This window comes from Antribacter gilvus, assembly GCF_003946865.1.
In the GTDB taxonomy this organism is placed as follows: Bacteria; Actinomycetota; Actinomycetes; order Actinomycetales; family Cellulomonadaceae; genus Antribacter; species Antribacter gilvus.
Window position 1 is genome coordinate 202355 of sequence record NZ_QXTH01000009.1, and the last position, 23921, is coordinate 226275.

Genomic DNA, 23921 nt, shown 5'->3' on the forward strand with positions numbered 1-23921 from the left:
GCCCGCGTCCAGAATGCCGGTTTGATCCCACGCCTGAATGCCCCCTTGCCGGCGACGGCGCTCGCGATCGTCGAGCCATCGATCCGATCGCACGGTGAGAGGACTTCGCATGCTCGGTCTGGACGGCAAGCCGGCTCCTGTGGCGGGAGCCCCGACAGCACGCAGTGCCGTAGCGGGAAGCGGTCCCGCGGCGGGCGACCACGTCCCGTCGTCGGCCCGGTCGCCGGTGCGCCTGTACGAACCGGCGCAGGTTCCGCTGCTCGCAGACGTGCTCTCAGCGCGTGACGTCACCGCCGCCTGGTCCGGGCTGCGAGAGGGGTGGGGAGACGTCGCCCCGGTCGAGCTGGGGCCGGGGGCGCGTGCGTGGCTGGTGACCGGGTACCAGACCATCGTCATGCTCGCCAGGAACTCCGGCATGGTCACGGCCGAGACCAGCGCCTGGAACGGTGAGCCACGCGGGCCGTTGCCCGCACCCCTGCGCTCGTCGTTCCGGACGTGGGCCGGTTCGAGCGTGGAGGCGGAGGACGGGCAGGCCCACGCTCGGCTGCGCGTCCCCTTGGACGAGGTGCTCGACGCGGTCGACGCGGCCGAGGTCGACCAGGTTGCTCGGGCCGTGTGCGACCGGCTGGCCGACCGGCTGAGCGGCCTGGAGACGGCAGACCTGATGCGCGAGTACGTGGCACCCGTGGCGCACCTCGTCTTCGGCACGGTCCTCGGCCTGGACCGTGAGACCGGCCAGCAGGTGTTCGAGCTCGCGGACGCGCTGGCGCGCGGTGAGGGCGATGCCTCGAGCATCGACGAGCTGAGCTTTCTGCTCGGTGGGCAGGCGATGGGCCGGGGCGCGGACGGCGGTCTCACGCCCGTCGGCCTGCTCGCGCGGCATCGGGCCTACGAGGTCGCCGACGAGGCGGTGCTCGGCATGCTGTCCCTGGTGACGGGCGCGAGCCTGGGCCTTCAGGCGTGGCTGGGGCAGGCCCTGCTCCTCGCCCTGACCGACCAACGGTTCTTCCAGCGGCTGACCGGCGGGCGGCTCGGGATCGACGAGGCGCTCGACGAGGTGTTGTGGGACGCGTCCCCGGTGACGGCCTTGGCGCCTCGGTTTGCTCTCAAGGAGGGCCACCTGCTCGGCGAGGACACCTACGTCGAGCGCGGGGACGCGGTCCTGCTCGCGGTCGGGGCGGTCGCCTCGGACCCACGGATCCGTGGCGACGGCTCGTGGGACGGGCTCGACAACCGGGCTCATCTGGCGTGGGGCGTGGGTTCGCACCGGTGCCCCGCGTCGCGGCAGGCCCGCCTGATCGTCCGGACCGCCGTCGAGACCCTGCTCCGCCAGGTGGAACCCGTGCTCGCCACGAGCGCCGAGGAGATCCGCTGGGCCCCCGACCTGCGGTTCCGCCGCCCGGAGTCGCTGCCCGTCACCCTCCGCCCCACCGGCGCAGGCACCTGATCCTTCCCGCCCTGCCGTCCCTGGCGGCCCGTTCTGCGCGACCGAGCGCAGTGACCAGTACCGACAAAGGAGAACGATGAGCCACACACCCCGCATCACCCGCGCGCTGAACACGGTGCTGGGCCCGGTCATCAAGGGCTATGAGGATCCGGTGAGATCCTGGGCGAAGGCTGTAGCGCAGATCGAGAAGAAGGCGGGTGCCGAGGACCGCGAGTTCGCCGACGGGCTCGGCAGGGTCGTCCAGGGCGCGGCCGAGATTCCTCAGCTGTCGCCGGTCGGCTGGTTCCTCATCACCGCCGACATCAAGGGCAGGTACGTCAACCGGCTGCGGGTCAACCGGGTGCTGGCCGAGCACCCGGAGGTCGCCGACGAACCGATCACCGCCCCGGTGGTCGTGTGCGGGCTGCCGCGGACCGCCACCACCCTGGCCCACCGGGTCGTGTCCGCCTCGCCCGAGCACCGGGCGCCGCTGCTGTGGGAGATGCAGAGCACCGGGCTGGAGGATCCGCAGGCGGCTCGGAAGATCATCAAGCAGCTCGAGCAGGGCGTGTCGCTGACGGAGAAGCTTGCGCCCGACATCTCGGACATGCACCCGATCACCGTCGACAAGCCCGAGGAGTCGATGGTCGTGCTGCCGCACGGGTTCCACTGGGAGATCATCCACGGCCTGATGCCGTCCTACCGCGAGTGGCTTGCGGGTCACGACACGACGGCGGACTACGTGTACCTCAAGCAGTGCCTGCAGGTCCTCCAGCACGGGCGCGAGCGCAAGCGGTGGGTCCTCAAGTATCCGGGGCACCTGGCGGACATGGACACGATGCGGACCGTGTTCCCCGACGCCACGTTCGTGTGGACGCACCGCGACCCGGTCACGGTCATCGGCTCCACCTGCAGCCTCACCGAGACTCTCTGGAGGGTGTACCAGCACGACGTCGACCGGCAGGAGATCGGCCGGTTCGTCCTGGACCTCCTGGTCGCCCAGGTCGAGCGCGGCCTGGAGCTGCGCAGGCAGCTGCCGCCGTCGTCGATCGTGGACGTGCCCTATCACAAGCTCAGCGCCGACCCGTTCACCGAGGTGCCCCGGCTGTACGCCGCGATCGGTGCTGCCTGGACCACGCGGGACCAGGAGAACCTGGCCGACGTGATCGCCCGACCCCGCGGGTCGGCCCCGCACCAGTACGACCTGTCCCTCTACCTCGACCCGGCCGAGGTCGAGGAGACCTTCGCGCCGTACAACCGGCTGCTGGACCGCCTCGACCTGCGCGATGCGGAGCCGGCCGTGGAGCTGTGACGGCTAGCTCGTTGGCCGGACGTAATCCCGGAAGCGTGCGTAGTAGCGGTCCTGGTACGTCCGAAAGGTATCGCGGAGGAAGCCCTTCTCGTTCGGGTACTCCGCCAGACCCCGGTAATAGAAGTACTTGTCCTCGTCGAGGACGATGAACGGCATGATCCCGGCCCCGAGGCACTGCTCGAAGAGGATGATCCGGCCGATCCTCCCGTTGCCGTCCTGGAACGGGTGGATCGCCTCGAAGCGGTGGTGGAAGTTGCAGACGTCCTCGAACGTCATCGCCTCGGGGTCGGGATAGTGGGCAAGGAGCTCCGCGACGGCGCCGTCGACCTCATCGGGCGGAGTTGTCTCCAGGTCGCCCACCATGTTGGGCAGACGTTTCCAGCCTCCGACGACGAACCATTGCCGGTCGGAGTCGGCCGTCGCCTGCTTGAGTATGCGGTGGTACTCCTTGATGCGGTCCGCTGTGAGAGGAGTACTCACCGCATCGAGCATGCGGTCGAAGAGGCGGAAGTGGTTCGTCATCTCGACGACGTCGTCCACGCTCGCCACGCCCTCGACGGTGCGGGTCTCGTAGAGGTAGCGCGTCTGCTCCTCGGAGAGGCGACTGCCTTCGATCCGGTTGGAGTTGTACGCCATCAGGACCTGGTTGAGGTGGTACAGGCCTCCGGGCAGCCGGGACGCTCGCTGCTCGAGCAGCGTTTCCCGGAACTGCGTCGCGTCGATCGCATACTCTTCGGCCATCGAAGAGGATCCTTCCCGGATAAGGAAAGAGCCTCCTGTCGAGGACAGAAGGCTTTCCAGGCTTGATGCCCAAAGCTCCCGCGGTAGGACTTGAACCTACGACCGTCCGATTAACAGTCGGATGCTCTGCCAGCTGAGCTACGCGGGAAGGCGTCCACTCGTCCGATTCCGGTCGAGCGGCCGGAAGAAACTCTAGCAGGTTCAGGCGGGTAGTCCGGACGCATCTCGGACACGTGCTTCAGCGGCGTCGATCACACGCGCGACCGTCGGGTCGTCGAGGTCCACACCGGGTCCGGCGACGGCCTGCGAGAACAGCTCGCCGCCCGCAGTGCGCCGCACGGCGACCCGTGCGGTGCGGCCGCCGGAGAGCGCGACGGGCTCAGCGTGCACCACTGACCACTGCACCCGCTCCCGCACCACCTGCGGCAGGGAGGTGCGCTGGTCCGCCACGAGCGGGAGCTCGAGCGGGGGAGCGGCGTCCACCCACTCCACGGTCAGGACCGACGCCTCCGGGTCGAACGCCGCCCGGTCCACGTCGCACCACGCCCGCTGGACGACGACGTCCCGCTCGCCCTGGTCGCCCGGCTCACCTGCGGCGACGATCACCAGAGCAGCTCGGGTGGCCACGGCCCAGAGCCCGTCGGTGGTCTCCGCCTGGGCGAGCGGGGTGTCGGCGCCTGCCGAACGGAGGGTGCGTCGGACGGCGTCGGGCAGGCGGGGACGGGCGAACCACGGCATGGCGTCACCGTACCCGGGACGGGCGGGACGCGACCGCGGAGCCGACACGCCGGAGGGCTCGCCGAATCGATTCAGCCGGGCCGGACAACCTCCGCATTCGAGTCGAACCTGGCCGTCCGTTGTGTCACGATCGTCGCATGCCGCCAGCCGGAGGAACGCAGGAGGCGGCCCGGGCCTGGGTGGTCGGGATCGACCTCGGAGGCACGGGCTCGCGGGCCCTCGCCGTGCATCTCGGCGGGAAGTACGCGACGGCGGCAGGCCGGGCCCACGCAGGTGGCCGGGGGCCGGAGCGACGCGATCGACGTGGTGACGGACCTCTGCCGCCACCTCGTGAGCGGGCTGGCCGCCGCCCGGCCGCGCGACCCGCAGATCGTCGCCGCCGCGGTGGGCATGCGCGGCATGAAGGCTCTGACCACCGCGAAGACGCTGGACGTGCGTGCCCTCCATGAGGCGCTGGCCCACGAGCTGGGCACGAGACGGACGGCGGTCGCGAGCGACGCGGTCACGGCGCACGTCGGCGCGCTGGGCGGGCTCGGCGGTGCGGTGGTCGCCGTCGGCTCGGGTGCTGTCGCCGTCTCGAACGACACGGACGGGCGCTGGTTCCTCACCGACGGCCTGGGCCACCTCGCGGGCGACGAGGGCAGCGGCCGGTGGATCGGCGAGCAAGGGCTCAAGGCGGCCCGGCGTGCTCACGAGGGCCAGAAGAACGGCGCCCACTACTCGCTCGTGCGGGCGGCGCTGCACCACTTCGGGCCCGACGAGCACTGGGGCGCCCTCGGGCAGCGTACCGACCAGCAGAGCCTCCTCGCGGGGTTCGCCCGCGACGTCGTGACCGCCGCGCGCGACGGCGACCCCGCCTGCCAGGGGATCCTCGACGACGCTGCCCGCCTCCTGGCAGGCAGCCTGCTCGCGGCCCTCGACCGGGGCCAGGTGGTGCCGCGCGTGGCGACCACCGGCAAGCTCATGGACCTCGTCCCGGAGCTGCGGGCCGAGGTCCTGGCCCACGTGCTCCGCGCGCGGCCCGACGTCGCGGTGCAGCCGACCGTGGGAACGCCGCTCGACGGCGCGCTCGACCTGGCGCGGCGGCTCGCCGGGGACGGCGACACGGTCCCGCCGACCAGCCCGTACCTCAACGTGCGCGTCGGGCCCACGCAGGACACGGAGACAGCGCGGGCCCTGGTGCCGACGGGCGTGGACCCGGCGACGCTGCGCGACGTCGTCGAGACCCACGACGACACCACCGCCGCGCGCACTGTCCCGGCCCGGGCAGGGACCGTCTGGAACGTCGAGGTCTGGACCGACGACGAGTGGGCGGAGAGCCAGAAGGCCGGCTACGCCCACCAGGTGGCGCCGCCCGCGGGGTTGCGCGGCACGTTCCGGCTCGCGCCGGGCACAGTGACCGTGGGCCGGGTGACGGCGGGCGGCGAACCCGGCTCATCGCCCGACGTCGCCTGCGACGACGAGGGCGTGTCCCGCAGGCACTGCGAGATCCTCGAGGACGGCGACGGGCTCTGGGTCCTCGACACAGGATCGCGGAACGGCACGTTCCTCGCCCCGCCCGGGCAGGTCCCCGGGGCGGGCAGGCTCCCCCTGGGGGAGAAGATCCCCGTCGCCGACGGTGCCAGCGTCTTCCTCGGCGCGTGGACCCGGCTGGACCTCCGGGCCGAGCTGGCGTCGTAGGCTCTCGGCGGTGCGGGACGGCCGACGCCTCCCGCACGCCACCGGCACGGCCCAGGAAAGGCGGCGCGATGCGCGCAGTGATCTTCGACGCCATCGGCGCGACCCCCGAGGTGCGGGACGTCCCCGAGCCCGTCGCGCCCGACGGCGGTGTCGTCGTCCAGGTCGCCGCGACCGGGCTCTGCCGCAGCGACTGGCACGGCTGGGCCGGCCACGACGAGATCACCCTGCCGCACGTGCCCGGCCACGAGCTCGCCGGCGTCATCGCCGAGGTCGGCGCAGGGGTCACGCGGTGGTCCGTGGGCGACCGGGTGACCGTGCCGTTCGTCTGCGGCTGCGGTCGCTGCGAGTGGTGCGCCCGGGGCGACGCCCAGGTGTGCCCCGAGCAGCAGCAGCCCGGCTTCACGCACTGGGGCTCGTTCGCCGAGCGGGTCGCGCTCCACGCGGCGGACGCGAACCTCGTCGCGATCCCCGGGTCCGTGAGCTTCGAGGCGGCCGCCGCCCTGGGCTGCCGGTTCGCCACCGCCTACCGCGGGCTCGTCGGCCGCGCGCGGCTGTCCGCGGGGGAGTGGGTGACCGTCGTGGGCGCCGGGGGCGTGGGCCTCAGCGCCGTCATGATCGCCGTCGCGCTCGGCGCTCGCGTCGTCGCCGTCGACCGGAACCCTGAGGCGCTCGCGGTCGCGACGTCGCTGGGTGCGGAGGCGGTCGTCGTCGCGGACGGGAGCACGGACGTGGCCGCTCGCGTGCACGAGCTGACCGGCGGCGCCCACGTCGCCGTCGACGCCGTGGGCAGCGAGCAGACCTGCGCCGACGCGATCCTCAGCCTCCGTCGGCGCGGCCGTCACGTGCAGATCGGGCTCCTGCCGCCCGTCGTCGGGCACCCGCGGGTGCCGATGGCGCGCGTCATCGGGTGGGAGCTCGACGTGCTCGGCAGCCACGGGATGGCCGCCGCCGACTACCCGGGGATGCTCGCGCTCGTCGAGGACGGCCGCCTGCGGCCGCACGACCTGGTCGAGCGGATCATCGGGCTGGAGGAGGCCGCGGAGCTGCTGCCCGCGTTCGACCGCGCGACGGTCGCGGGCATGACGATGATCCGGCCGAGCGCGTGAGCGCGCCTCACCTGGCGTACCGCGCCACCAGCTCCGTGCCGATCTGTGCCAGCTCGGCTCGCACCTCTGCCGGCTCGACCACCTCGACCGCGTCGCCCCATCCGGCCAGGCGCTCCGCGATCGACCGGTGGAGGTGCGCTGCGACCCGCACGCGCACGCGGCCGTCGTCCGCCGGCCCCTCGACGTGGCAGTGCTGCCCGAACTGACGACGCAGGACGTGCACCACGTCCTCCCTGATGAGCACGGTCGCGCTGACGACCGCCCGGCGCTGCTCCGTCTCGGCGACCACCTGCCGCCAGACCTCCTCCAGGGCGAGGTCGTCCGGGCGGTGGGCGGGCTCGTCGGTCACCTCCGCCGCGACGACCCGGTCCACGCGGAAGGTCCGTCGTCCGCCTTCCGTCCCGGCGACGAGGTACCAGACGCCGCCCTTGTCGGCGAGCCCCCAGGGGTCGACGAGCCGCCGGGTCGTCTCCCCGGAACGGCCGGCGTAGGTCAGCCGGACCTGGCGTCGCCGCACCACGGCGTCCTCGAGGGCGTCCGCGTGGGCCGGCCGCAGCGCGCGTCCCGCCGCTCCCCACCCGGCCGGGTCGACGACGACGGCGTCCGCCGCGGCCTCGGCGTCGGCCCGGAACGGACCGGGGAGGGCGCGGACGAGCTTGCGCAGCGCGGAGCGGACCGCCGGTGTGCCGGACGGCCCGGCGAGGAGGAACAGCGCCCGCGCCTCCGCCGACGTGAGCCCGGAGAGGTCGGTGCGCGCGCCGCCCACCAGCGACCACCCGCCGCCGCGGCCCGCCTGCGGGTAGACAGGCACGCCCGCGGCGGAGAGCGCCTCGAGGTCGCGGCGGGCGGTCGCCACGGAGACCTCCAGGTCGGCGGCCAGCTCCGCGGCGGTGACCCGGCCGCGGGACTGCATCAGCAGGAGGGTGGCGATGAGCCGGTCGGCGCGCATGCCGAAAGTCTGTCAGGAAAAGTGCTCAGTGGATGAGCACTTTGAGCGAGAAGGTGGAGTCATCGCCCGGCAACCGGCCGGACGGACGAACCAGGGGAGGACCCACCATGCTGCGCGGACTCACGACCGTCTCGATCTTCGCCGACGACCTGAACGCGGCCGCCGCCTGGTACACGGAGCTGCTGGGCGTCGAGCCCTACTTCGAGGTGCCGGACGCGTACTACGAGTTCCGGATCGGCGACTACCAGCACGAGCTGGGGATCATCGACCGGCGTCACGCCCCGGCCGGGGCGGGCGGACCGCAGGGGCAGGTCGTCTACTGGCACGTCGACGACCTGGACGAGACCCTCGGACGGCTGCGGGAGCTCGGCGCCACGATCCACGAGGACGTGCGCGACCGCGGCCACGGCTTCGTCACGGCGACCGTCGCCGACCCGTTCGGGAACCTGCTGGGAGTCATGACGAACCCGCACTACCTGGAGGTGCTGCGGTCCCGCGGGTGATCGGCAGCTCGGTGCATGATCGGCAGCTCGAACTGCCGATCATGCACCGAGCTGCCGATCACACGGGGTCCTCTCAGCCCTGGGCGTCCGCCGCAGAGTCCGCCACGGCGAGCCAGCTCAGGACGGGCGCCTCGTTGCCGCCGTCGTTCGCCACGGAGTAGGTGACCACCGCGGCCTCGGGCAGCGTGAACGTCCCGGAGATCACCGCGGACCGGCCGCTGCTCCCGCTCGGGAAGGCCGCCGTACCCACGGGAACGGTCGTGACAGCCCCGTCCGCGGCGGTCCACGAGACCGTCGTAGCCATGCGCCGCGACCGGCCCGAGCCCGTGGTCCACCACTCGGTGTGCCCGGACGAGACGGTGTAGGTACCCGCGGGCAGCGTCAGCCGGTACTGGATCGGCGTGCCCGTCCCGGACGTGTACCAGCCGGTCTCGCGCATCTTGTCGTAGGGGTTCGTGTTGAGCAGCCCCTTCGCGCTGTACGACGCCGCCCGGCCCCAGCCGCGCTCGGCCGACCACGCGGCGTCCGACTCGCCGTTGAGCAGCGGCCGGCCCTGGGCGTCCGCCCAGGCGCTCACCGCGGGGTGCGCGACGGCGTTCGGCGCGGCCGGAGCGTTCGCGTCCACGAAGTAGCGGAGCCCGGCGGGCACCACCTCGACGTACGTCGACAGCCGGAGCGACGGGTCCTTCACGAACGTCCCGTCGATCCGGGCGAGCGCGTACGGGGTGCCGAACGCGCCCTCAGGCACGAACCACGACACCTCCGCGTCGATCGTGGTCCCGGCCGCGGAGACGGCCCGGACGGTCCGGGGCAGCTCCGGCGCCTGCCCGACGGAGGTCGCCGTCCGGACCGGTGCCTCCAGCACGGTGACCGGGCGCTCGGCCGGGTCGGCCTGCCGCACCTTGGCACCGCCCGTCAGCGCGTCCACGCCGTCGAGCGTGTACGTCCCGCTGACCACCCGGACGGTCACGCTGTGCTCACGCTGCTGCAGGCCGCGCAGCCAGTACGACGTCTGCCGCGTGCCCGTGGCCCCGACCTGCTCGGTCCGGGGGGTGCCGCCGTCGACCGTCACCTCGAGGGTCGCGGCGCCCGTGGCCCCGAACAGGTTCAGCCCCGTGCCGGTGAAGTCGATCCCCACCGACTGGCCGGCGCGCAGCACGTGCTGGGTCCGGTTGAAGTGCGCGAAGCCGGCCTGCGCGAACGTGAACCCGTCCGGGTAGGAGAGACGCGGGTCGGAGTCGTCGATCTTCTCCGACGCCCACGCGTACCCCTTGACCGGGGTCACCGCGAGGTTGTCGTACCGGGTGTTGTAGAACCCGCTCACCAGCGAGATCCGCCCCGCGAGCACGGGGTCGGCAGACGGGTCGACGTGCTGCACGAGCCGCACCCCGTCGAGCGTCGCCGTGATGACGTTCTCCCGCGCCCCCACGGCGAGCGTGTGCCACGCGCCGCCGTCGAACCCGGCCACCGTGCCGGACGCGACCACGCTGTCGAGCCGGCGCAGCTGCCACCGGCCGTCCTCGTGCACGCGCACCGCGTACGTGGCCTGGTCGCCGCCGCGCGCGTGCGTCTGGCGAACGCCCAGCCCGGCGAAGTTCTCCAGGCTCGCGTTCCGGTCCACCGTGTCGAGCTGGAAGTCCACCGTCGCCGTGTAGTCGGCCCAGCGATGGTCGCCCAGCACCGTCACCGGCGCCGCCGTCTGCAGCATGTCCTGGCGGCCGTTGCCCCACACGTTCCAGGTGAAGCCACGGTTGTCGCCGTGCATCTGCTGCTGCAGCACGTTGCGGTGCGCGGCGTCGTCACTCGCGACCACCTCGAAGGCGCCGTCCTGGTCCGCCGTGTAGCGCGGCGTGCCGCCCCGGCGCTCCACGTACGTCATCTCTCGGCCACCGACCGTCGTCACCGGGTAGTCGTCGTACTCGAAGTTGTCGCGGTACGGCAGCTCGAGGATCGTGTCCTCGGCGTCAGGCGCGAAGTCTCCCGGCGCGTACTCCGCCGTCGTGCCGTGCACGCCGTCCTCGAGCGTCGACAGGGTGACGATCGAGTACGCCGGAACCTTCACGCGGTACACGGCGTGCTCCACGCCGCCGACGCTCTCCGTCCGGACCCGCGCGTAGAAGCCCGCCTTCTGGAAGTAGTTCGCGTCGTACGCCTCGCCGGTGCCCGGGCCGCGCGTCTCCCACGCGTACAGCGGACGGTCCGCGGCCCCCAGGTCGGCCACCTTGACCTCGAAGTACCGGTCCGTGCGCGTGTTGTTGGCGTGCACCTGCGACCACTGCGGGTCGCCGTCGGCGCTCGCGGGGGTGCGGGCGGTCAGGACGGTGCGGGTGGAGGTGTCCACGTTGGTGCCGCCGTCGCCCTTGGTGCCGTCGCCGCCCGAGGCGCCCTCGACGTACTCCCAGCCGTCCTCGACGAACTGGTGGAAGTGCCGCACGGCGACCAGGCCGACGTCGCCCTCCCAGTAGCCGGACCACGGGTCGGACGCGCGGACCAGGTGCTTGGGGGAGTACTGCGTGCCCTCGTACATGGCGCTGACCGCGGGCTGGAACAGGAACGTCGTCATGTGCGCCGGGTCGTTGCCCGCACCGCTCCAGCGGTAGGCGTTGATGAACCGGTCGGCGATGTCGGCGGCGCCCACGGTGCCGCCGATGCCGCCCCGCGTTGGGTCCGCCGCGACCCGGTACTGCGGGTCGATCATCGGGGCCACGCCCTCGGAGTACAGGATCTCTTTGCCGAACTCCTTGTTGAGCCGCGTGACGTTCGGGCCGCCCACGATGTCGTAGTGGTAGCCGAGGGCGTCCACCTGCTCGAGCGCGGCCGGGTCCGCGAGGATGCGGCCCGCGATCGCGTCGCCCTCGCGGTAGGAGTCCAGGGCCACGACCTTGATCTTCGAGTAGTCGTAGCGGGCGCCTGGCGCGACGGCGTCGCGCTCCAGCCACTGCGCGAACTGGACCGTCCAGGCCAGCTCCGCCGCCTGGTAGGTGGCGCCGCGCACCTCGTTCTGCGAGGGGCTCATCCAGTCGAACTCGACGCCGAACGTGTCGTACGCGGCGTCGATCGTCTCCTTGTACCACTGGTACCGCTTCACCGGGTCGTTCCCCGTCCAGGACGGCTCGCCCCAGCGCAGGGCCTCGACCTCGATGTGGGGGTTGATCGACAGCGCGTCCGAGATGAAGTGGAAGCCGGCGCCGCGCAGCACGTTCGCGGGCTCGTCGGCGCTCCGCTTGGTGGCCGGCTCGGCGCCCGACGAGCTGTTGCTGTCCGCGCCCATCTCGACCTTGATGTGCTTGAGGCCGGCGCCGGTCTCGGTGTCGAACAGCATCCGCATGATCGCCCAGTAGGCGTCCGGGTTCTCCTCCTTGTAGTCGAGGAGGAGGTTCGACGTGTTGTTGCACGAGACGGAGCCGAAGCCGCCGAAGGTGTTGTACGGGGTCCCGTCCGCGCGGCGCTCGACGTCGTCGCCGTCGACGAGGAGCTCGCGCCACGTGATCGACGGGTCGTCGAGGCGGAGCTCGGGGAGGGGGGTGGTGGTGCTCGTGGTGGTGCTGGTGGCGGCTTGCGCGCCGGCCGGGGCCGGTGCCGCGCTCGCCGGTGCCATCAGGCTCCCGGCTGCGAGGGTGAGGACCGCGGCCGTCGCGGCCCCGGCGGCCGCGAGGCGGTGTGTACGTGGCATGGGGAACTCTCCGTCGTCATTGACTGTGCCAGCAGGGAGAGCGGTGATCGAACCTGATCACTTGTGACCGGATCAAGGCGCCCGGAGGTGCTCTCTGGGCTTGAACGTACGGCGTGTCGTCTTGAAACGTCAATAACGTGATCGATAGTGATCGAATCGGAGAGTGGTCGCGAGGGGTCGGGCCAGGGCAGCGTGATCGGTAGTTCGTTGCATGATCGGCAGTCCGGACTGCCGATCATGCAACGAACTACCGATCACAGGGGCCCGACCTACAGCCGCACGTCCGTCCAGACCAGACGGTGGTCGCTGCTCGGGAACGGCCACACGCCGGTCAGGCGGGAGAGCGGGTCGGCCGCCGTCGGCCAGAAGACCCCCGCGCCCACCGGGCGCAGGTCGCGTGACGGGAGCACGTAGTCCGCCCGGAGGTTGCCCGGGGCGGTGTCGGCGAAGTCCGCCGTGTCGAGGGCGGGGTCGCCCTCGTGCGTGAGGTTCGCGCCGCCCTGGAGGGCGGAGGCCTCGGCCCCGCCCGCCGACGTCGGCGCCGGGTCCACGATGCGGCGGTGCCCGAGCAGCTGGTCGATCGCCGCGTCGACGGAGTCGCCGTCGAGCGGGTCGGCGTTGTAGTCGCCCACGATCACGAACGACTCGCCGGGCTTCAGCCCGCCGCGCCGGCCCTCGTCGTCGTATGCGTAACCGCCGCGGCCCGGGGCGACGTAGTCGGCCCAGAACCGGATCTCGTCGTGGTTGCGCGTGCCGTTGCGGTCCTCGGGGCCGTCGAACGTGGGCGGGGTCGGGTGCGCGGCGAGCACGTGCACCGTCTCGCGGCCGACGCGGACCGGAACGTCCCAGTGCGACTTCGACGAGAGGGGCAGCACGGCGAGCTCCTCGGCGGAGTACCAGTCGGCGGCCGCAGGGGTGGCCGGGTCGTCGGGGAGGAGGGCGCCCGGCATGTCCTTCCAGAGGAAGTTCTGGAACGTGCGCACCTGCTCGTGCTGGATCGGGTACTTCGACAGCACGAGCATGCCGTACTGACCCGGGAAGAGGCCGAAGCCGAGCGCGTCGTCGCCGCCGCTCACGACCCCGTTGTTGTTGAGGTCGAAGCCGCTCGGGATGCCGGTGTTCGACGGGGCCACGAACGCGTACGGGTACTCGACCGCCTCGGCCGTGCCCTGGGGCACCTCGAGGTAGTTCTCGCGGAACAGGTCGGCGGCCGCGTACGGGTCCGCGTCGCCGGAGTAGTCGAACTCGTTCAGCAGCACCACGTCGGGGTTCGCGTGCTGGATCACCTCGGCGACGGTGGCGGCCTGGACGTCGTCGGGCGTCGACAGGTCGGCGACGAGCTCGCCCTCCACCGCGCGGTTCAGCGACAGGTTGTAGGTCGCGACGCGCAGCTCCTTCGGCGTGGGGCGGTGCTGCCCGACGGCGGCCGGGCCCAGGTGCACCGCGGCGCCGTCGGCGGTGGTCGTGGCGGCCGTCGCCGCGGTGGCGGTCGTGGTGGCGTGCGCGGCGACGCCGCCGCTGCTCACCAGGGCGGCGGCGATCAGCGCGCCGGCGAGGCGTGAGGGGTTCGGGACGGGCATTGCTGCTCCTTCGTGGGACGGACAGTGCTGCCTGGCCACGGTAGGTCCGCGGGCGCTCCGGCGGGTGAACGGGCGGTGAACTCGCGGGCCGTCGTCCGCCCGGCCGGCAGGGGCGCGGGTAGGGTCGGGACCGGCGAGCCCGCTCGTCGGCCGGAGTGCTCCGATGACTCGAGAGGGAGACCATGCGCCGCACAGCCGCACTGTTTGCCGTCCTCCTGGCCGGAGCCGCCGCGCTCACCGGGTGCGCCGGGGACGGGGTCGAGCCGCCCGAGGTGGCCGGCGCCGCTGAGATCGACGCCTGCTACGACGGCGACTGCGAGGTGGCCGTCGAAGCGGAAACCACGATCCCGCTGGACCCGGCGTTCGGCCTCGATGAGCTCGTGATCGAGGGCGTGGGGCCCGAGCGCGTGTTCGTGACGCACGAGGGCGGCGACTTCAACATGAGGGTGGGCAACAGCGTGTCTCCCCTCTTCGAGGACGCGGACCTCGGGGTCTCGTGCACCCTCGTGTCCCTGACCGACGGCGTGGCGGTCCTCCGCCTGGAGCCCGTCGAGTAGGGCGGGCTCCAGGCGGAGGTCACGGGGGAGGTCACGTCGTGCGGTCGGCCCGGTGTGCCTTGAGCACCGCGTCGACCACCGCGACGGCCCCGCCCGCGACCATCAGGACGGCGAGGAACAGGGCGACCGCGCCGCCGGCGTCGAGCAGCGGCGCCAGACCGTCCCAGCCGGCGTGCTCGAGGAACGGCTCGTAGAACAGCCGGCCCTCGACGAGGAGCGCGACGAACGGCACCACGAACGCGACGCTGAGCAGGGAGTAGGCGGCTGCGAACCCCCACGTCCAGCGGCCGCGCCGCAGCAGGAGCCCGAGCACGACGAGCTCCACGGCGAGCACGGCGAGCAGGAACCACCGGAGCGACGTCCACGAGGTGGGGTCGAACACGGGGACCACGTCGCCCGTGGCGTCCCGGTACGGGAGGAAGCGCTCGTGGAGCAGGATCGCGAGTCCGGTCGCGACCACGAGCACCGCGCTGGCGATCAGGTCGACGCGCAGCGACGACTCCTTCTCGGCACCGGCGGGCAGCAGGTCGGGCGTCCACTCCACCAGGGCCTCGTCGCCGGTGTTCCGCTCGACGAGGACGAACACGAGCGTGGTCCAGAAGACCAGGTGGATCGCCACGGTGATGAGCGTGACCGCCGTCGAACCCACGATGTGGCCGAACGGCTCGCCGGCCAGCGACTGCACGAGCGGGAGCCCGACGGCGACCGCCGGCAGCACCGACGCCAGCAGGACCTTGAGCAGGCGCTGCCACACGAGGTAGTAGCGGGGGCCGACGAGGTGCAGCGGCCGGTCGAGGTACGTGGCCGCCACGGCACCCGGGTCGCCGAGGGCGGTCAGGGCCTGGCGCTCCGCCTCGGCGGGCGTGGCGCCGGCCTCGACCCGAGCGTCGACGTCGTCCCCGATGCGCTCGGCGAGCTCGCGACGAATCTCGTCGCGCTGCTGCGCGGGCACGCTGCGGGCCGCGGCCCAGAGGTAGCGGTCGGTGAGAGTGGTCATGGTGTCCCTCCTCGGGAGTCGGTGTCTGTGGTGGCGTTGGCGTTGGCGTTGGCGTTCGTGCCGGGGCCGGGGCCGGGGCCGGGGCCGGCCCCGGCGCCCGTGCGTGCGATGCCGCGGATCGCCCCGTCGAGGCGCTCCCAGTCCTCGATGAGGACCTGTGCGACGGCGTCTCCCGCCGCGCTCGTCCGGTAGAACTTGCGCGGCCGTGCCTCGTCGGTGTTCCACTCGCTGATCAGCAGGCCCTGCTTCTCGAGGCGGCGGAGCAGGGGATAGAGCGTGTTGGCGTCCGTGGAGACGCCGACATCCTCGAGGGACTCGAGGAGCGCGTAGCCGTAGTCCGGGCGACGGAGCCGCACCAGGCAGGCGAGCACCACGGTTCCGCGGCGCAGTTCCTGGAGGTGCCCGGCGATGAACTCGTCGCCCGATGGTGCGTTCATGTCTCACACCATACAGTGTGTCGCACAGTATCGCTAGAGGCACATGGTTGTGTGCCCCGTCGGACGTGCATACTGCTCACCACGGGCTGGGACTGCCGAGCGAGGACTTCGGAGCGAGCACACCGGAGCGAGGACTCCCGAGCAAGGAGGGCGCGATGGACGGGGCTGAACCGGACCGCTGGTCCGACGTCGCCGACGAGTGGGCGCGACTCTGGGGTGGCTTCGCGGAGCCGGCCTGGGACGTCGTCGTCGCCGCCAGCGGGGTGGGCGCGGGAGCGCGAGTGCTCGACGTGGGCTGCGGCAGCGGCGACCTCCTCGCGTACCTCGACCGGCGTGGGATGTCCGTCGCCGGCATCGACCCCGCGCCCGGCATGGTGTCCCTCGCGCGCGCTCGCGTCCCCGCTGCCGAGGTGCGGCAGGGCGACGCGGAGCACCTGCCGTGGGGGGACGCCGCCTTCGACCTGGTGACCTCGGTCAACGCCCTCCAGTTCGCCGACGACGTCGATGACGCCCTCGCCGAGCTGGTCCGCGTCGTCGGCCCGGGCGGTCAGGTTGCCGTAGCCAACTGGGCGGAGGGCCGCCACAACGACCTCGATGTCATCGAGCAGGCTGTCGCCCGCGCTCGCGAGGAGGAACCCCTGCCCGACGGCGATCTCCGCGAGCCGGGCGGGCTCGAGGAGCTGTTCGCGGACGGGGGACTGGAGGTGGTGGCGTCCGGCCTGGTCGAGGTCCCGTGGCGCGTGCCCGGCGACGACGCCCTCGTCCGGGGCGTGCTGCTCGGCGAGGAGGCCGACGTCGTCGCGGAGCTCGCGCCGGTCGTGCTGGCGGCGAGCGCGCGATTCCTCGCCGCTGACGGTGGCTATGTGCTGCGCAACCACTTTCGGTACGCGGTGGGGCGCGCCGCGGGCTGACTACCCTCGCCTGGAACGCCAGGCGATGCCACCCTGGCGTTATGTCCTCCTGGCAATGGCACACGACTGAGGGCGACCCCGCGAGGGTCGCGACGCTGCTCCCCGGCTCGGGCTACACGACGGCCGGGCCGCTCCTCCATTACGCGCGCGTCGCGCTGTCGCAGCAGGGATGGACCGTGCGGGCGCTCGACTGGCTGGAGCGCCCCGACACGGCCACGGCCCGCTCGGTCTACAACATCGCGGTGTCCGACGGCGGCGGGTCGGCCCTCCCTGGCGCCCGCCACCTGGTGGTGGCCAAGTCGCTCGGTACGCTCGCGCTGCCCGCGGCCGCGCGGCTGGGGGTGCCTGGAGTGTGGTTGACGCCAGTCCTGACCGGCGCGTCGGCGGCGGAGGTCCGGACCGCGGTGATCGAGCTCGGGCCGGACCACCTGCTGGTCGGCGGTACGGCGGACCCGCTGTGGGACGGTGCGGTCGCGTCGACGTCGGCCGCACAGGCGCTGGAGATCCAGGGCGCGGACCACAGCCTCGAGATCGAGGGCGGGTGGCAAGAGTCCTTGGCGGTCCTGGAGCGGGTGACGGCGGCGATCGAGGAGTTCGCGCGGGCCGCGGGTGCGGACCGGGCTCCGGGAGCGGATCAGGCGTAGAGGGCGGCGGTGACTCGGGCTTTCGGCCGCCTCTGACCGTGGCGACGACAGCCCAAGCAGTTGCTGTCACGTCGAACGGGCCGTCCGGGAGCAGCTCCCTGCAGCGGGCCTCGACCGCTTGGCGGGCTTCGGGATCCAGTCCGGCGACGTAGTCCCCGGCAGGGCCGACCCCCAGCGTGTACGGCTCCCACCAGTCCGCGAAGCCGTTGTACGACGACTCGACCGTGAGCTCCGTCGACCGTGCTCCGGCGAGTCCGGCTTCGCGAAAGAGTCCCGCCAGATGCCCGTCGCGGGCGCCCGCGAGCGTGGACTCGTCCACGGCGGCGGGGTCGAGGTCCCGGGCGGCGCGCCAGAAGGTCGACAGCGGCGCTCGGCCGCCACCGAAGTCCCACACGCTCGCGCCGACCTGCCCGCCCTGCCTTGTCACCCGTGCCATCTCCCGCAGCCCGGCCACGGGGTCGGTCATGAAGTGGACCACGAGCTGCGCGAGCGTCAGGTCCATGGCGCCGTCGTCGAACGGCAGGGACTCCGCCACTCCCTGGCGGACGTCGACACGGGGGCATCGCGCGCGGGCGGCCTGGACGAACGGCGGTGACGGGTCGACGGCGGACACTGCGGTGACGCCCAGCCGGCGTGCCAGCTGCTCGGTCACGGCGCCCGGTCCGCACCCGACGTCCAGCGCACGCTGCCCGGGCCGTGCGCCGACGAGGTCGACGAACCCGTCGGCCAGCGGCTCGGCGAACCTGCCCATGAACCGCGCGTAGGCGTCGGCCGCGACGTCGAAGGCCATGGCTCGACTGTACGGCTCCGGCCGGTCGTTGTGTCGGGCGCGATGGTCCGCGTCAGTGGTACTCCGCGACGACCTCGATCTGCCCGACGATGTTCTGGTTGAGCTGGTCGAGGTCCTCCGCGGGGATCCAGTACTCGAGGATCGTCCGGCCGCCTGCCTGCTGGATGTCGTACTGGTCGAGGAACTCCTTCGCGACCTCGAACCGGGTCACGTATCCGACACCACTGGCCTTGACGTTCCAGTCGCGCGCGATGCGGGTGGCGTAGTCCTCGTTCAGCACCGGGTAGAAGATCGGCTGGTCCGGGAGGCGCGGCGGCCAGGCACGCCAACCCGACTCCTCGACGAGAGCCAGCTCCTCCGGCCCGGTCGGCCGCCACAGCGTCACAGTCTCCATGCGGGCATTGTCGCGTAGCTCGCGAGGGCCGCCGAGGTGATTTCGGGCGGGCGCATCTGTCGTGTTGACGGTGTTGTGCGGGTGGGAGGCCGACCACACCAGGTGGGATCAAGAAGTTGTGCACAGATTCTTCAACGAGCAAGCCGTGAGAACGCGTGTTCGATAGAGTCGGGAGGGTCAGGAACGGCCGGATAGCGCGGGTTGGGAGGGGGTGCGGGATGGCAGAACTCGTGGCGTCGCCCCTGCCCGCCGTGCCTGGCGTGCCCGCCGTGCCTGGCGTGTCCGCCGTGCCTGGCGTGGCTGCCGCGCCCGTGCCCGCCGGGCCAGCGGTGACTGCTGTGGCGGGGACCGTGGCCGGTCCTGGCTCGGTGCCCGCGGCGCGGTCGTTGGAGGTCGTGCTCGCGGACCTGGAAGCGGTCGCGGGCGAGCTGATCACCGTGGCCGGGCCCGGCGCGCTGGACGTGCTGGACGCGACGGGCGGGCTGGTCGTGTCCCGGCTGACCGGTGCCGGTGCCCGCCTGCGGGCGGTGACCGGGCGGCTGGACGTGTTGCGCCTGTCGTTCCTGCCCCGCGTCGAGGCCGACGGCCGGTGGGGCATCGGCCCCGGCGCCGGCGCCAGGTCGTTCGCGACCTGGCACGCGATGGCCTCGAACATCACCCCAGCCACCGCCCGACGCGAGGTCCGCACCGCCCGCGTCCTGGACCAGGACCTACCCGCCACCCAGGCCGCGGCCCTGGCCGGGACCATCGGCCCCGACCACCTCACCATGCTCGTCAACGGCGCCCCCACCAGCCCGGCCCGCAAGACCGCCCTGACAGAGCCCGTCCCCGGCTCCGACGGCACGCACGACCCGGACGAGGGCGAGGGCGTTGACCTGGACGCGGACGCGGGTGACGCGGGTGACGCGGGCGGGCCGGTCACCGGGGAGGTGTTCCTCCTGACCCAGGCCGCCGCCCACCGCCCCGACCAGTTCCGGCGCCTGGTCGCCCGGTTCGCCACCCTCACCGACCCCGACGCCGACGAACGCGGCTACACCCACGCCCGTGACCGCGAGCACCTGGAGGTGTCCAAGACGATCGGCGGGTACCACCTGAGCGGGTTCCTCACCGACGAGCACGGCCTGACCCTGACCACCGCCCTGAACTCCGTCATGGCACCCCCGACCCCCGGTGGCGGGCGCACCACCACCCAGAGGCGCGCCCAAGCCCTCGCCGACCTCGCCCGGGTCGTCCTGGACAACGCCCACACCGGCACCGGCGCAGCCGTGCGCCCCCACCTGACCGTCACCGTCTCCTGGACCGAGCTGACAGCCCTCGCCACCCGGGCGGGCGCCACCCCCACCCAGATCGCCGGGATCCTCACCACAACGACCAGCGGGACCAGCGCGACCAGCGGAGTGGGCGGGATGGGCGGGACCGGCGGGACCGTCGGGACCGGCACGTCCGGTGGGGCGGTGTTTACCGAGACCGGCACCCCGATACCCCACACCCTGCTCACCAAGATCGCCTGCGACTCCCAGGTCACCCGCGTCGTCTTCGGACCCGACTCCCAAGTCCTGGACGTCGGGCGCACCAAGCGAACCATCACCGGCGAGCTACGCCGCGCCGTCATCGCCCGCGACACACACTGCACCTGGCCCGGCTGCGACCAACCACCCTCACGCTGCGAAGTCCACCACGCGATACGTCACTGGGCCGCCGGAGGAGAAACCTCCGTCGCCAACAGCGCCCTGCTCTGCTGGCACCACCACGACCACGTCGACACCAACAACATCACCATGACCCGAACCAACGGCCAATGGACCTTCACCGACCCCCACGGCAACCCCATCACCGACACACCGGCCTGGAGGCGGGATGTTGCCGCACCCTGACGGCAGGCGTAATGGCCAGGACGGCCCGGCGTCGCACAAACGGCCGGGCCGACCATCGGCCCTCCGGTCAGCTCCTGTCCGGCGGGGGCATCGGCTGCGTGCGGGCGTTCTCGTCGTACTCCGAGAGCTCCTCGGACCGGGTCGTTTGGATGTCGCTCTCCGGATCGATGCCTTCGCCGCCGAGGCCGCCGGCGTTCCCGCCCGGTCCGCCCGTCGACTCCTGCATGCTCTCGGGTCCCATCCCTTCCCGTCCGCCCGACTGCAGCGCCTCGGGCGTCTCCTGCTGGTCCGCGTTCTCGGTCATCTCGACTCCTCGCTACGTACCTGGACGCCGGCTCCGCCGGCTGTTCCTGGGCGTGTGCGCCCGCAGGAAACGTACGTCGCGCGGTCTGCGCTCGCCATGTGTCTGCAAGGCTCAGGCGACCGGTGCGTCCGCGAGGGGCGTCAGGACCGTCAGTGGGGCATGAGCGGGTCGCCGGCTCGGCGTGCCGCATCGATCAACACCGTGTGGCGACGCTCGCTCTAGGCTCGGCGGCATGGTCACCGACAGGGAACTGATCGCCCAGGCAGCGAGCGTGCTGAACCCCCGGATCGTCGACGACCGGTTGTTCGGTGACGTCGGCTCGGCGCTCCTCACCGACGTCGGCAACCTGTACCGGGGCGTGTGCATCGACACGCCGTCGGGCACGGGATTCTGTGCCGAGCACGCCGCGATCGCGGCGATGGTCACCGCGGGGGAGTACCGCATCGAGCGGATCGTCGCAGTCTGGCGGGACGACGACGGCGCGCTGCACGTCGCGCCACCGTGCGGAAGGTGTCGTCTGTTCATCGGCCAGATCGACCCCGGCAACCGCGACACGGTCGTGATACTCGGCCCTCACGAGCGCCGCCCCTTGCACGCGCTGCTGCCGACGACCGACTGGCCGGTCGTGCCCGGTCTCTGAGGCCGGCTGGACGACCCCACGCTGCCCGGACCGCTGCGGACGCCCGGGCAGACGCGCGAGGGCAGATGAACAGCAGGTGACGACCTGCCGCCCGGCTTGCCCGGCTGCATCGAACCCTGTCAACATAGAAGCACGTCGATGCAGTCTGACCGCACGACGCCCGCGGCACCGGCCGCAACTCACCGAGCAGACCCGAGGAATCCGTGATGAGCCCGTCGTCCCCGCTGAAGATCGTTGTCGTCGGCTCGGTCGCCGCCGGTACCTCGGCCGCGGCCAAGGCCCGCCGCAACACCGAGACGGCGCAGATCACCGTCTACGAGCGGGACCACGACATCTCGTACTCCGGTTGCGGCCTGCCCTACTTCGTCGGCGGCGAGGTCGCTGACATCGAGGAGCTCACGCCCCGGGACGCTGCCTGGTTCAAGGCCCGGTACGACGTCGACGTGCTCACCGGCCATGAGGTGATCGCCGTCGAACCCGGCGCTCGCACCGTCACGGTGCGCGAGCTCGCCACGGACCGCACCTTCGTCGACACGTACGACGAGCTCGTGCTCGCGACCGGGGTCCGCGCGGTCGTACCGCCGATCCCCGGCATCGATGCTCCGGGTGTCTTCACCGTGCGCACGCCGAGTGACGCCACCGCGATCCGCTCGTGGATCGAGTCCACCGGGGCCACGCGCGCCCTCGTCGTCGGGGCCGGGTACATCGGCCTCGAGATGACGGAGCAGCTCGTGGCGCGTGGCGTCCAGGTGACGGTGGTCGAGGCGCTCGACCACGCGATGCCTCGGATGGACCCCGACATGTCGGCGCGGGTGGACGCCGAGCTCCGCAAGCACGGGGTAGACCTCCGCCTGGCCACCAAGGTGGTCGGCATCGACGCGGACGACGACGGCGTGGCGGGCGTCGAGGTCCAGGGCACCACCGACGCCACGGGCGGCACCGAGCGCGTCGAGTGCGACCTCGTGATCGTCTCGGTCGGTGTGCGGCCCGCGGTGGACCTGGCGGTGCAGGCCGGCGCGAGGATCGGCGTGACGGGGGCCGTCGCCGTCGACCGACGCCAGCGCACGAGCGTGGAGCGCGTGTGGGCGGTCGGCGACGTCGCGGAGTCGTTCCACGTCGTGACCGGCGAGCCGGTCTGGGTGCCACTGGGCTCCACCGCGAACAAGACCGGCCGCATCGCCGGCGACGCCATGACCGGCGGACCGCTGGAGCACCGGGGCATCCTCGGGACGTCGATCGTCCGGGTCTTCGACCTGGGCGTGGCCCAGACCGGTCTGACCGAGGTCCAGGCCCGGGAGGCCGGCTATGACATCGAGGTGCTGCACAACATCAAGCCCGACCGTCCCGAGTACCTCGGCGGCAAGCCCCTGGTCCTCAAGGCGGTCGCCGACCGCGCGAGCGGTCGGCTCCTGGGGGCCCAGGCGATCGGTGCGTCCGGGGCGGACAAGCGCATCGACGTGCTGGCCACGGCGATCACCTACGGGGCGGACGTCGCAGACCTGTTCCACCTCGACCTGGCCTACTCGCCCACGTACGCCACGACCAAGGACCCGGTCCACTACACCGGCATGGCCCTGACGAACGCGATCCACCGGACGGCGCCGCTGATCACGCCGGCAGAGCTGGTGCGGCGGCGAGCCGAGGGGGAGCGGATCCAGGTCGTCGACGTGCGCTCCGCCAAGGACCGCGCCCGATCGGTGGTGCCCGACTCGGTGCACATCCCGCTCAAGGAGCTTCGCCGGCGGGCGGGCGAGCTCGACCCCGCCCTGCCCACCGTGACCTACTGCAACAAGGGCGTCACCGGGAACGCCGGCCAGAACGTCCTGCGCAACCTCGGGTTCGCGGACGTCGCGAACCTGTCGGGCGGCAACCAGAACTATCAGTCGTTCGAGGCGCCGTCGGCCTGAGGAGCCTCCGCGGCACGAGGGCCCCCAGCGCCCTCCGCAGCAGCCGCGGCATCGGCCAGCAGCCGCGCGAGCTCGGCCGGCCGGGTGAACATCGGCCAGTGGCCCGAGTCGAGGTCGACGAGGTCCACGTGCTTCGCACGCTCCAGCTCGGGCACGTCACCGGAGTCGATCCACTCCCGCGCCTGCGCGGGGGAGAACTCCGCGCACACGACGGTGACCGGGACCTCGAACCTCCGCTCGTCCGCCAGGTGCACCACGCCGCGGGCCACGCCCTCGGGCACCGGGATGGCCTTCGTGGCCATGGCCTGGCGGGTGCGCTCGTCGAGGTCCGCCGAGTTTGGTCCGTCGAACGGGCCCCAGCCGGGGAACGGCATGACGCCGTCGGTCACCTCGAAGAGGTCGGCATACGTCTTGCCGTCGTCCCAGGGGAAACCGGCGACGAGCACCGCTCCGGCGACCCGCTCCGGCCGGGCGTCGGCCGCCAGCCACGCCAGCGTGCAGGCGGCGGAGTGCCCCACCACGAGCGGCTTCCCGGCGGCGGCGTCGACCGCGGCGAGAACCGTCGCCACCTGGTCGTCGAGGGTGGCCGACGTCGTCCCGGCGCCCTGGCCGGGGAGCGTGACGGCCGTCGCCCGGTGCCCGAGCGCCTCGAGCTCGGGAACGACGTCGTCCCAGGCGGAGCCGTCGAGCCAGAGGCCTGCGATGAGGAGGATGTCCATGATCAGTGTCTTTCTCTCGTGCGGTCCGGAGGTCCTTCA

General features: G+C 72.4%; 20 protein-coding genes, 1 tRNA gene and 2 pseudogenes. 11 read left to right on the forward strand and 12 right to left on the reverse strand.

Annotated elements, in window-relative coordinates:
• Window positions 1–109: 109 nt before the first annotated feature.
• Complete coding sequence (locus tag D1350_RS16515; protein WP_125777124.1) at window positions 110–1447, forward strand: cytochrome P450 family protein; 1338 nt, start codon at window positions 110–112, stop codon at window positions 1445–1447.
• Between the two features lie 76 nt (window positions 1448–1523).
• Window positions 1524–2738: a sulfotransferase family protein gene (locus D1350_RS16520; RefSeq protein WP_164545196.1), complete on the forward strand. Its 1215-nt coding sequence runs from the start codon at window positions 1524–1526 to the stop codon at window positions 2736–2738.
• A 3-nt stretch (window positions 2739–2741) separates the two neighbouring features.
• Here D1350_RS16520 and D1350_RS16525 read toward each other — a convergent pair whose 3' ends face one another.
• From D1350_RS16525 to D1350_RS16535, 3 genes are all read right to left on the reverse strand, one after another.
• The gene (locus D1350_RS16525; RefSeq protein ID WP_125777125.1) at window positions 2742–3479 is read right to left on the reverse strand and encodes a Fic family protein; all 738 of its coding nucleotides are present in this window, start codon (window positions 3477–3479) and stop codon (window positions 2742–2744) included.
• A 75-nt stretch (window positions 3480–3554) separates the two neighbouring features.
• Window positions 3555–3627 (reverse strand) — tRNA-Asn (locus D1350_RS16530).
• 53 nt (window positions 3628–3680) lie between these two features.
• On the reverse strand, window positions 3681–4217 hold the full coding sequence (locus tag D1350_RS16535) for a hypothetical protein (protein ID WP_125777126.1): 537 nt from the start codon (window positions 4215–4217) through the stop codon (window positions 3681–3683).
• A 303-nt stretch (window positions 4218–4520) separates the two neighbouring features.
• Between D1350_RS16535 and D1350_RS16540 the strand changes: the two genes are divergently transcribed.
• Together D1350_RS16540 and D1350_RS16545 are read left to right on the forward strand one after the other, a co-directional pair.
• Window positions 4521–5897, forward strand: coding sequence for a BadF/BadG/BcrA/BcrD ATPase family protein (locus D1350_RS16540; RefSeq protein WP_125777127.1), 1377 nt, complete (start codon window positions 4521–4523; stop codon window positions 5895–5897).
• A gap of 68 nt (window positions 5898–5965) precedes the next feature.
• The gene (locus tag D1350_RS16545; RefSeq protein ID WP_125777128.1) at window positions 5966–7003 is read left to right on the forward strand and encodes a zinc-dependent alcohol dehydrogenase family protein; all 1038 of its coding nucleotides are present in this window, start codon (window positions 5966–5968) and stop codon (window positions 7001–7003) included.
• A gap of 7 nt (window positions 7004–7010) precedes the next feature.
• Here D1350_RS16545 and D1350_RS16550 read toward each other — a convergent pair whose 3' ends face one another.
• The gene (locus D1350_RS16550) at window positions 7011–7952 is read right to left on the reverse strand and encodes a helix-turn-helix transcriptional regulator (RefSeq protein WP_125777129.1); all 942 of its coding nucleotides are present in this window, start codon (window positions 7950–7952) and stop codon (window positions 7011–7013) included.
• Window positions 7953–8059: 107 nt separating this feature from the next.
• Here D1350_RS16550 and D1350_RS16555 point away from each other — a divergent pair, with 107 nt between their 5' ends.
• A complete protein-coding gene (locus D1350_RS16555) occupies window positions 8060–8455 on the forward strand; it encodes a VOC family protein (RefSeq protein ID WP_125777130.1) in 396 nt (131 codons plus the stop codon).
• 73 nt (window positions 8456–8528) lie between these two features.
• On the opposite strand, the gene D1350_RS16560 is transcribed toward D1350_RS16555, so the two are convergent.
• Window positions 8529–12128, reverse strand: a complete 3600-nt coding sequence (locus D1350_RS16560; RefSeq protein ID WP_240644162.1) for a glycoside hydrolase family 30 protein — start codon at window positions 12126–12128, stop codon at window positions 8529–8531.
• A 269-nt stretch (window positions 12129–12397) separates the two neighbouring features.
• The gene (locus D1350_RS16565) at window positions 12398–13708 is read right to left on the reverse strand and encodes an endonuclease/exonuclease/phosphatase family protein (RefSeq protein ID WP_206074572.1); all 1311 of its coding nucleotides are present in this window, start codon (window positions 13706–13708) and stop codon (window positions 12398–12400) included.
• Window positions 13709–13890: 182 nt separating this feature from the next.
• Between D1350_RS16565 and D1350_RS16570 the strand changes: the two genes are divergently transcribed.
• Window positions 13891–14265: a hypothetical protein gene (locus tag D1350_RS16570; RefSeq protein WP_125777131.1), complete on the forward strand. Its 375-nt coding sequence runs from the start codon at window positions 13891–13893 to the stop codon at window positions 14263–14265.
• A gap of 31 nt (window positions 14266–14296) precedes the next feature.
• Here D1350_RS16570 and D1350_RS16575 read toward each other — a convergent pair whose 3' ends face one another.
• Both D1350_RS16575 and D1350_RS16580 read right to left on the reverse strand, forming a co-directional pair.
• Window positions 14297–15262 carry a permease prefix domain 1-containing protein gene (locus D1350_RS16575; RefSeq protein ID WP_125777132.1) on the reverse strand — a complete coding sequence of 322 codons (966 nt, stop codon included), beginning with the start codon at window positions 15260–15262 and terminating at the stop codon, window positions 14297–14299.
• 107 nt (window positions 15263–15369) lie between these two features.
• Window positions 15370–15699 (reverse strand): annotated as a pseudogene (locus tag D1350_RS16580) (PadR family transcriptional regulator); the annotation flags it as partial.
• A gap of 155 nt (window positions 15700–15854) precedes the next feature.
• Between D1350_RS16580 and D1350_RS16585 the strand changes: the two are divergent.
• Entirely contained in the window at window positions 15855–16610 is a 756-nt protein-coding gene (locus D1350_RS16585) for a class I SAM-dependent methyltransferase (RefSeq protein WP_125777134.1), read from the forward strand.
• A gap of 41 nt (window positions 16611–16651) precedes the next feature.
• Window positions 16652–17254: an alpha/beta hydrolase gene (locus tag D1350_RS24505; RefSeq protein WP_125777135.1), complete on the forward strand. Its 603-nt coding sequence runs from the start codon at window positions 16652–16654 to the stop codon at window positions 17252–17254.
• A gap of 415 nt (window positions 17255–17669) precedes the next feature.
• Here the strand turns inward: D1350_RS24505 and D1350_RS24510 are convergent.
• Both D1350_RS24510 and D1350_RS16600 read right to left on the reverse strand, forming a co-directional pair.
• A pseudogene (locus D1350_RS24510) lies at window positions 17670–18044 on the reverse strand (class I SAM-dependent methyltransferase); the annotation flags it as partial.
• A gap of 52 nt (window positions 18045–18096) precedes the next feature.
• Complete coding sequence (locus D1350_RS16600; RefSeq protein ID WP_125777136.1) at window positions 18097–18438, reverse strand: hypothetical protein; 342 nt, start codon at window positions 18436–18438, stop codon at window positions 18097–18099.
• 218 nt (window positions 18439–18656) lie between these two features.
• Between D1350_RS16600 and D1350_RS16605 the strand changes: the two genes are divergently transcribed.
• The gene (locus D1350_RS16605) at window positions 18657–20312 is read left to right on the forward strand and encodes an HNH endonuclease signature motif containing protein (RefSeq protein ID WP_125777137.1); all 1656 of its coding nucleotides are present in this window, start codon (window positions 18657–18659) and stop codon (window positions 20310–20312) included.
• A gap of 67 nt (window positions 20313–20379) precedes the next feature.
• On the opposite strand, the gene D1350_RS16610 is transcribed toward D1350_RS16605, so the two are convergent.
• The gene (locus D1350_RS16610; protein ID WP_125777138.1) at window positions 20380–20616 is read right to left on the reverse strand and encodes a hypothetical protein; all 237 of its coding nucleotides are present in this window, start codon (window positions 20614–20616) and stop codon (window positions 20380–20382) included.
• Between the two features lie 232 nt (window positions 20617–20848).
• On the opposite strand from D1350_RS16610, the gene D1350_RS16615 reads away from it, so the two are divergent.
• Window positions 20849–21256 carry a cytidine deaminase family protein gene (locus D1350_RS16615; protein WP_206074573.1) on the forward strand — a complete coding sequence of 136 codons (408 nt, stop codon included), beginning with the start codon at window positions 20849–20851 and terminating at the stop codon, window positions 21254–21256.
• A 206-nt stretch (window positions 21257–21462) separates the two neighbouring features.
• Window positions 21463–23163, forward strand: a complete 1701-nt coding sequence (locus D1350_RS16620) for an FAD-dependent oxidoreductase (RefSeq protein WP_206074574.1) — start codon at window positions 21463–21465, stop codon at window positions 23161–23163.
• Here D1350_RS16620 and D1350_RS16625 read toward each other — a convergent pair.
• Window positions 23136–23882 carry an alpha/beta fold hydrolase gene (locus D1350_RS16625; protein WP_125777139.1) on the reverse strand — a complete coding sequence of 249 codons (747 nt, stop codon included), beginning with the start codon at window positions 23880–23882 and terminating at the stop codon, window positions 23136–23138. The genes D1350_RS16620 and D1350_RS16625 overlap by 28 nt on opposite strands.
• Window positions 23883–23921 lie beyond the last annotated feature (39 nt).

Bases quoted from the DNA above. Each gene is read 5' to 3' on its own strand.
- D1350_RS16515 (WP_125777124.1), top strand. From the start codon at position 110: ATGCTCGGTCTGGACGGCAAGCCGGCTCCTGTGGCGGGAGCCCCGACA.
- D1350_RS16520 (WP_164545196.1), top strand. From the start codon at position 1,524: ATGAGCCACACACCCCGCATCACCCGCGCGCTGAACACGGTGCTGGGC.
- D1350_RS16525 (WP_125777125.1), bottom strand. From the start codon at position 3,479: ATGGCCGAAGAGTATGCGATCGACGCGACGCAGTTCCGGGAAACGCTG.
- D1350_RS16535 (WP_125777126.1), bottom strand. From the start codon at position 4,217: ATGCCGTGGTTCGCCCGTCCCCGCCTGCCCGACGCCGTCCGACGCACC.
- D1350_RS16545 (WP_125777128.1), top strand. From the start codon at position 5,966: ATGCGCGCAGTGATCTTCGACGCCATCGGCGCGACCCCCGAGGTGCGG.
- D1350_RS16550 (WP_125777129.1), bottom strand. From the start codon at position 7,952: ATGCGCGCCGACCGGCTCATCGCCACCCTCCTGCTGATGCAGTCCCGC.
- D1350_RS16555 (WP_125777130.1), top strand. From the start codon at position 8,060: ATGCTGCGCGGACTCACGACCGTCTCGATCTTCGCCGACGACCTGAAC.
- D1350_RS16560 (WP_240644162.1), bottom strand. From the start codon at position 12,128: ATGCCACGTACACACCGCCTCGCGGCCGCCGGGGCCGCGACGGCCGCG.
- D1350_RS16565 (WP_206074572.1), bottom strand. From the start codon at position 13,708: ATGCCCGTCCCGAACCCCTCACGCCTCGCCGGCGCGCTGATCGCCGCC.
- D1350_RS16570 (WP_125777131.1), top strand. From the start codon at position 13,891: ATGCGCCGCACAGCCGCACTGTTTGCCGTCCTCCTGGCCGGAGCCGCC.
- D1350_RS16575 (WP_125777132.1), bottom strand. From the start codon at position 15,262: ATGACCACTCTCACCGACCGCTACCTCTGGGCCGCGGCCCGCAGCGTG.
- D1350_RS16585 (WP_125777134.1), top strand. From the start codon at position 15,855: ATGGACGGGGCTGAACCGGACCGCTGGTCCGACGTCGCCGACGAGTGG.
- D1350_RS24505 (WP_125777135.1), top strand. From the start codon at position 16,652: ATGTCCTCCTGGCAATGGCACACGACTGAGGGCGACCCCGCGAGGGTC.
- D1350_RS16600 (WP_125777136.1), bottom strand. From the start codon at position 18,438: ATGGAGACTGTGACGCTGTGGCGGCCGACCGGGCCGGAGGAGCTGGCT.
- D1350_RS16605 (WP_125777137.1), top strand. From the start codon at position 18,657: ATGGCAGAACTCGTGGCGTCGCCCCTGCCCGCCGTGCCTGGCGTGCCC.
- D1350_RS16610 (WP_125777138.1), bottom strand. From the start codon at position 20,616: ATGACCGAGAACGCGGACCAGCAGGAGACGCCCGAGGCGCTGCAGTCG.
- D1350_RS16615 (WP_206074573.1), top strand. From the start codon at position 20,849: ATGGTCACCGACAGGGAACTGATCGCCCAGGCAGCGAGCGTGCTGAAC.
- D1350_RS16620 (WP_206074574.1), top strand. From the start codon at position 21,463: ATGAGCCCGTCGTCCCCGCTGAAGATCGTTGTCGTCGGCTCGGTCGCC.
- D1350_RS16625 (WP_125777139.1), bottom strand. From the start codon at position 23,882: ATGGACATCCTCCTCATCGCAGGCCTCTGGCTCGACGGCTCCGCCTGG.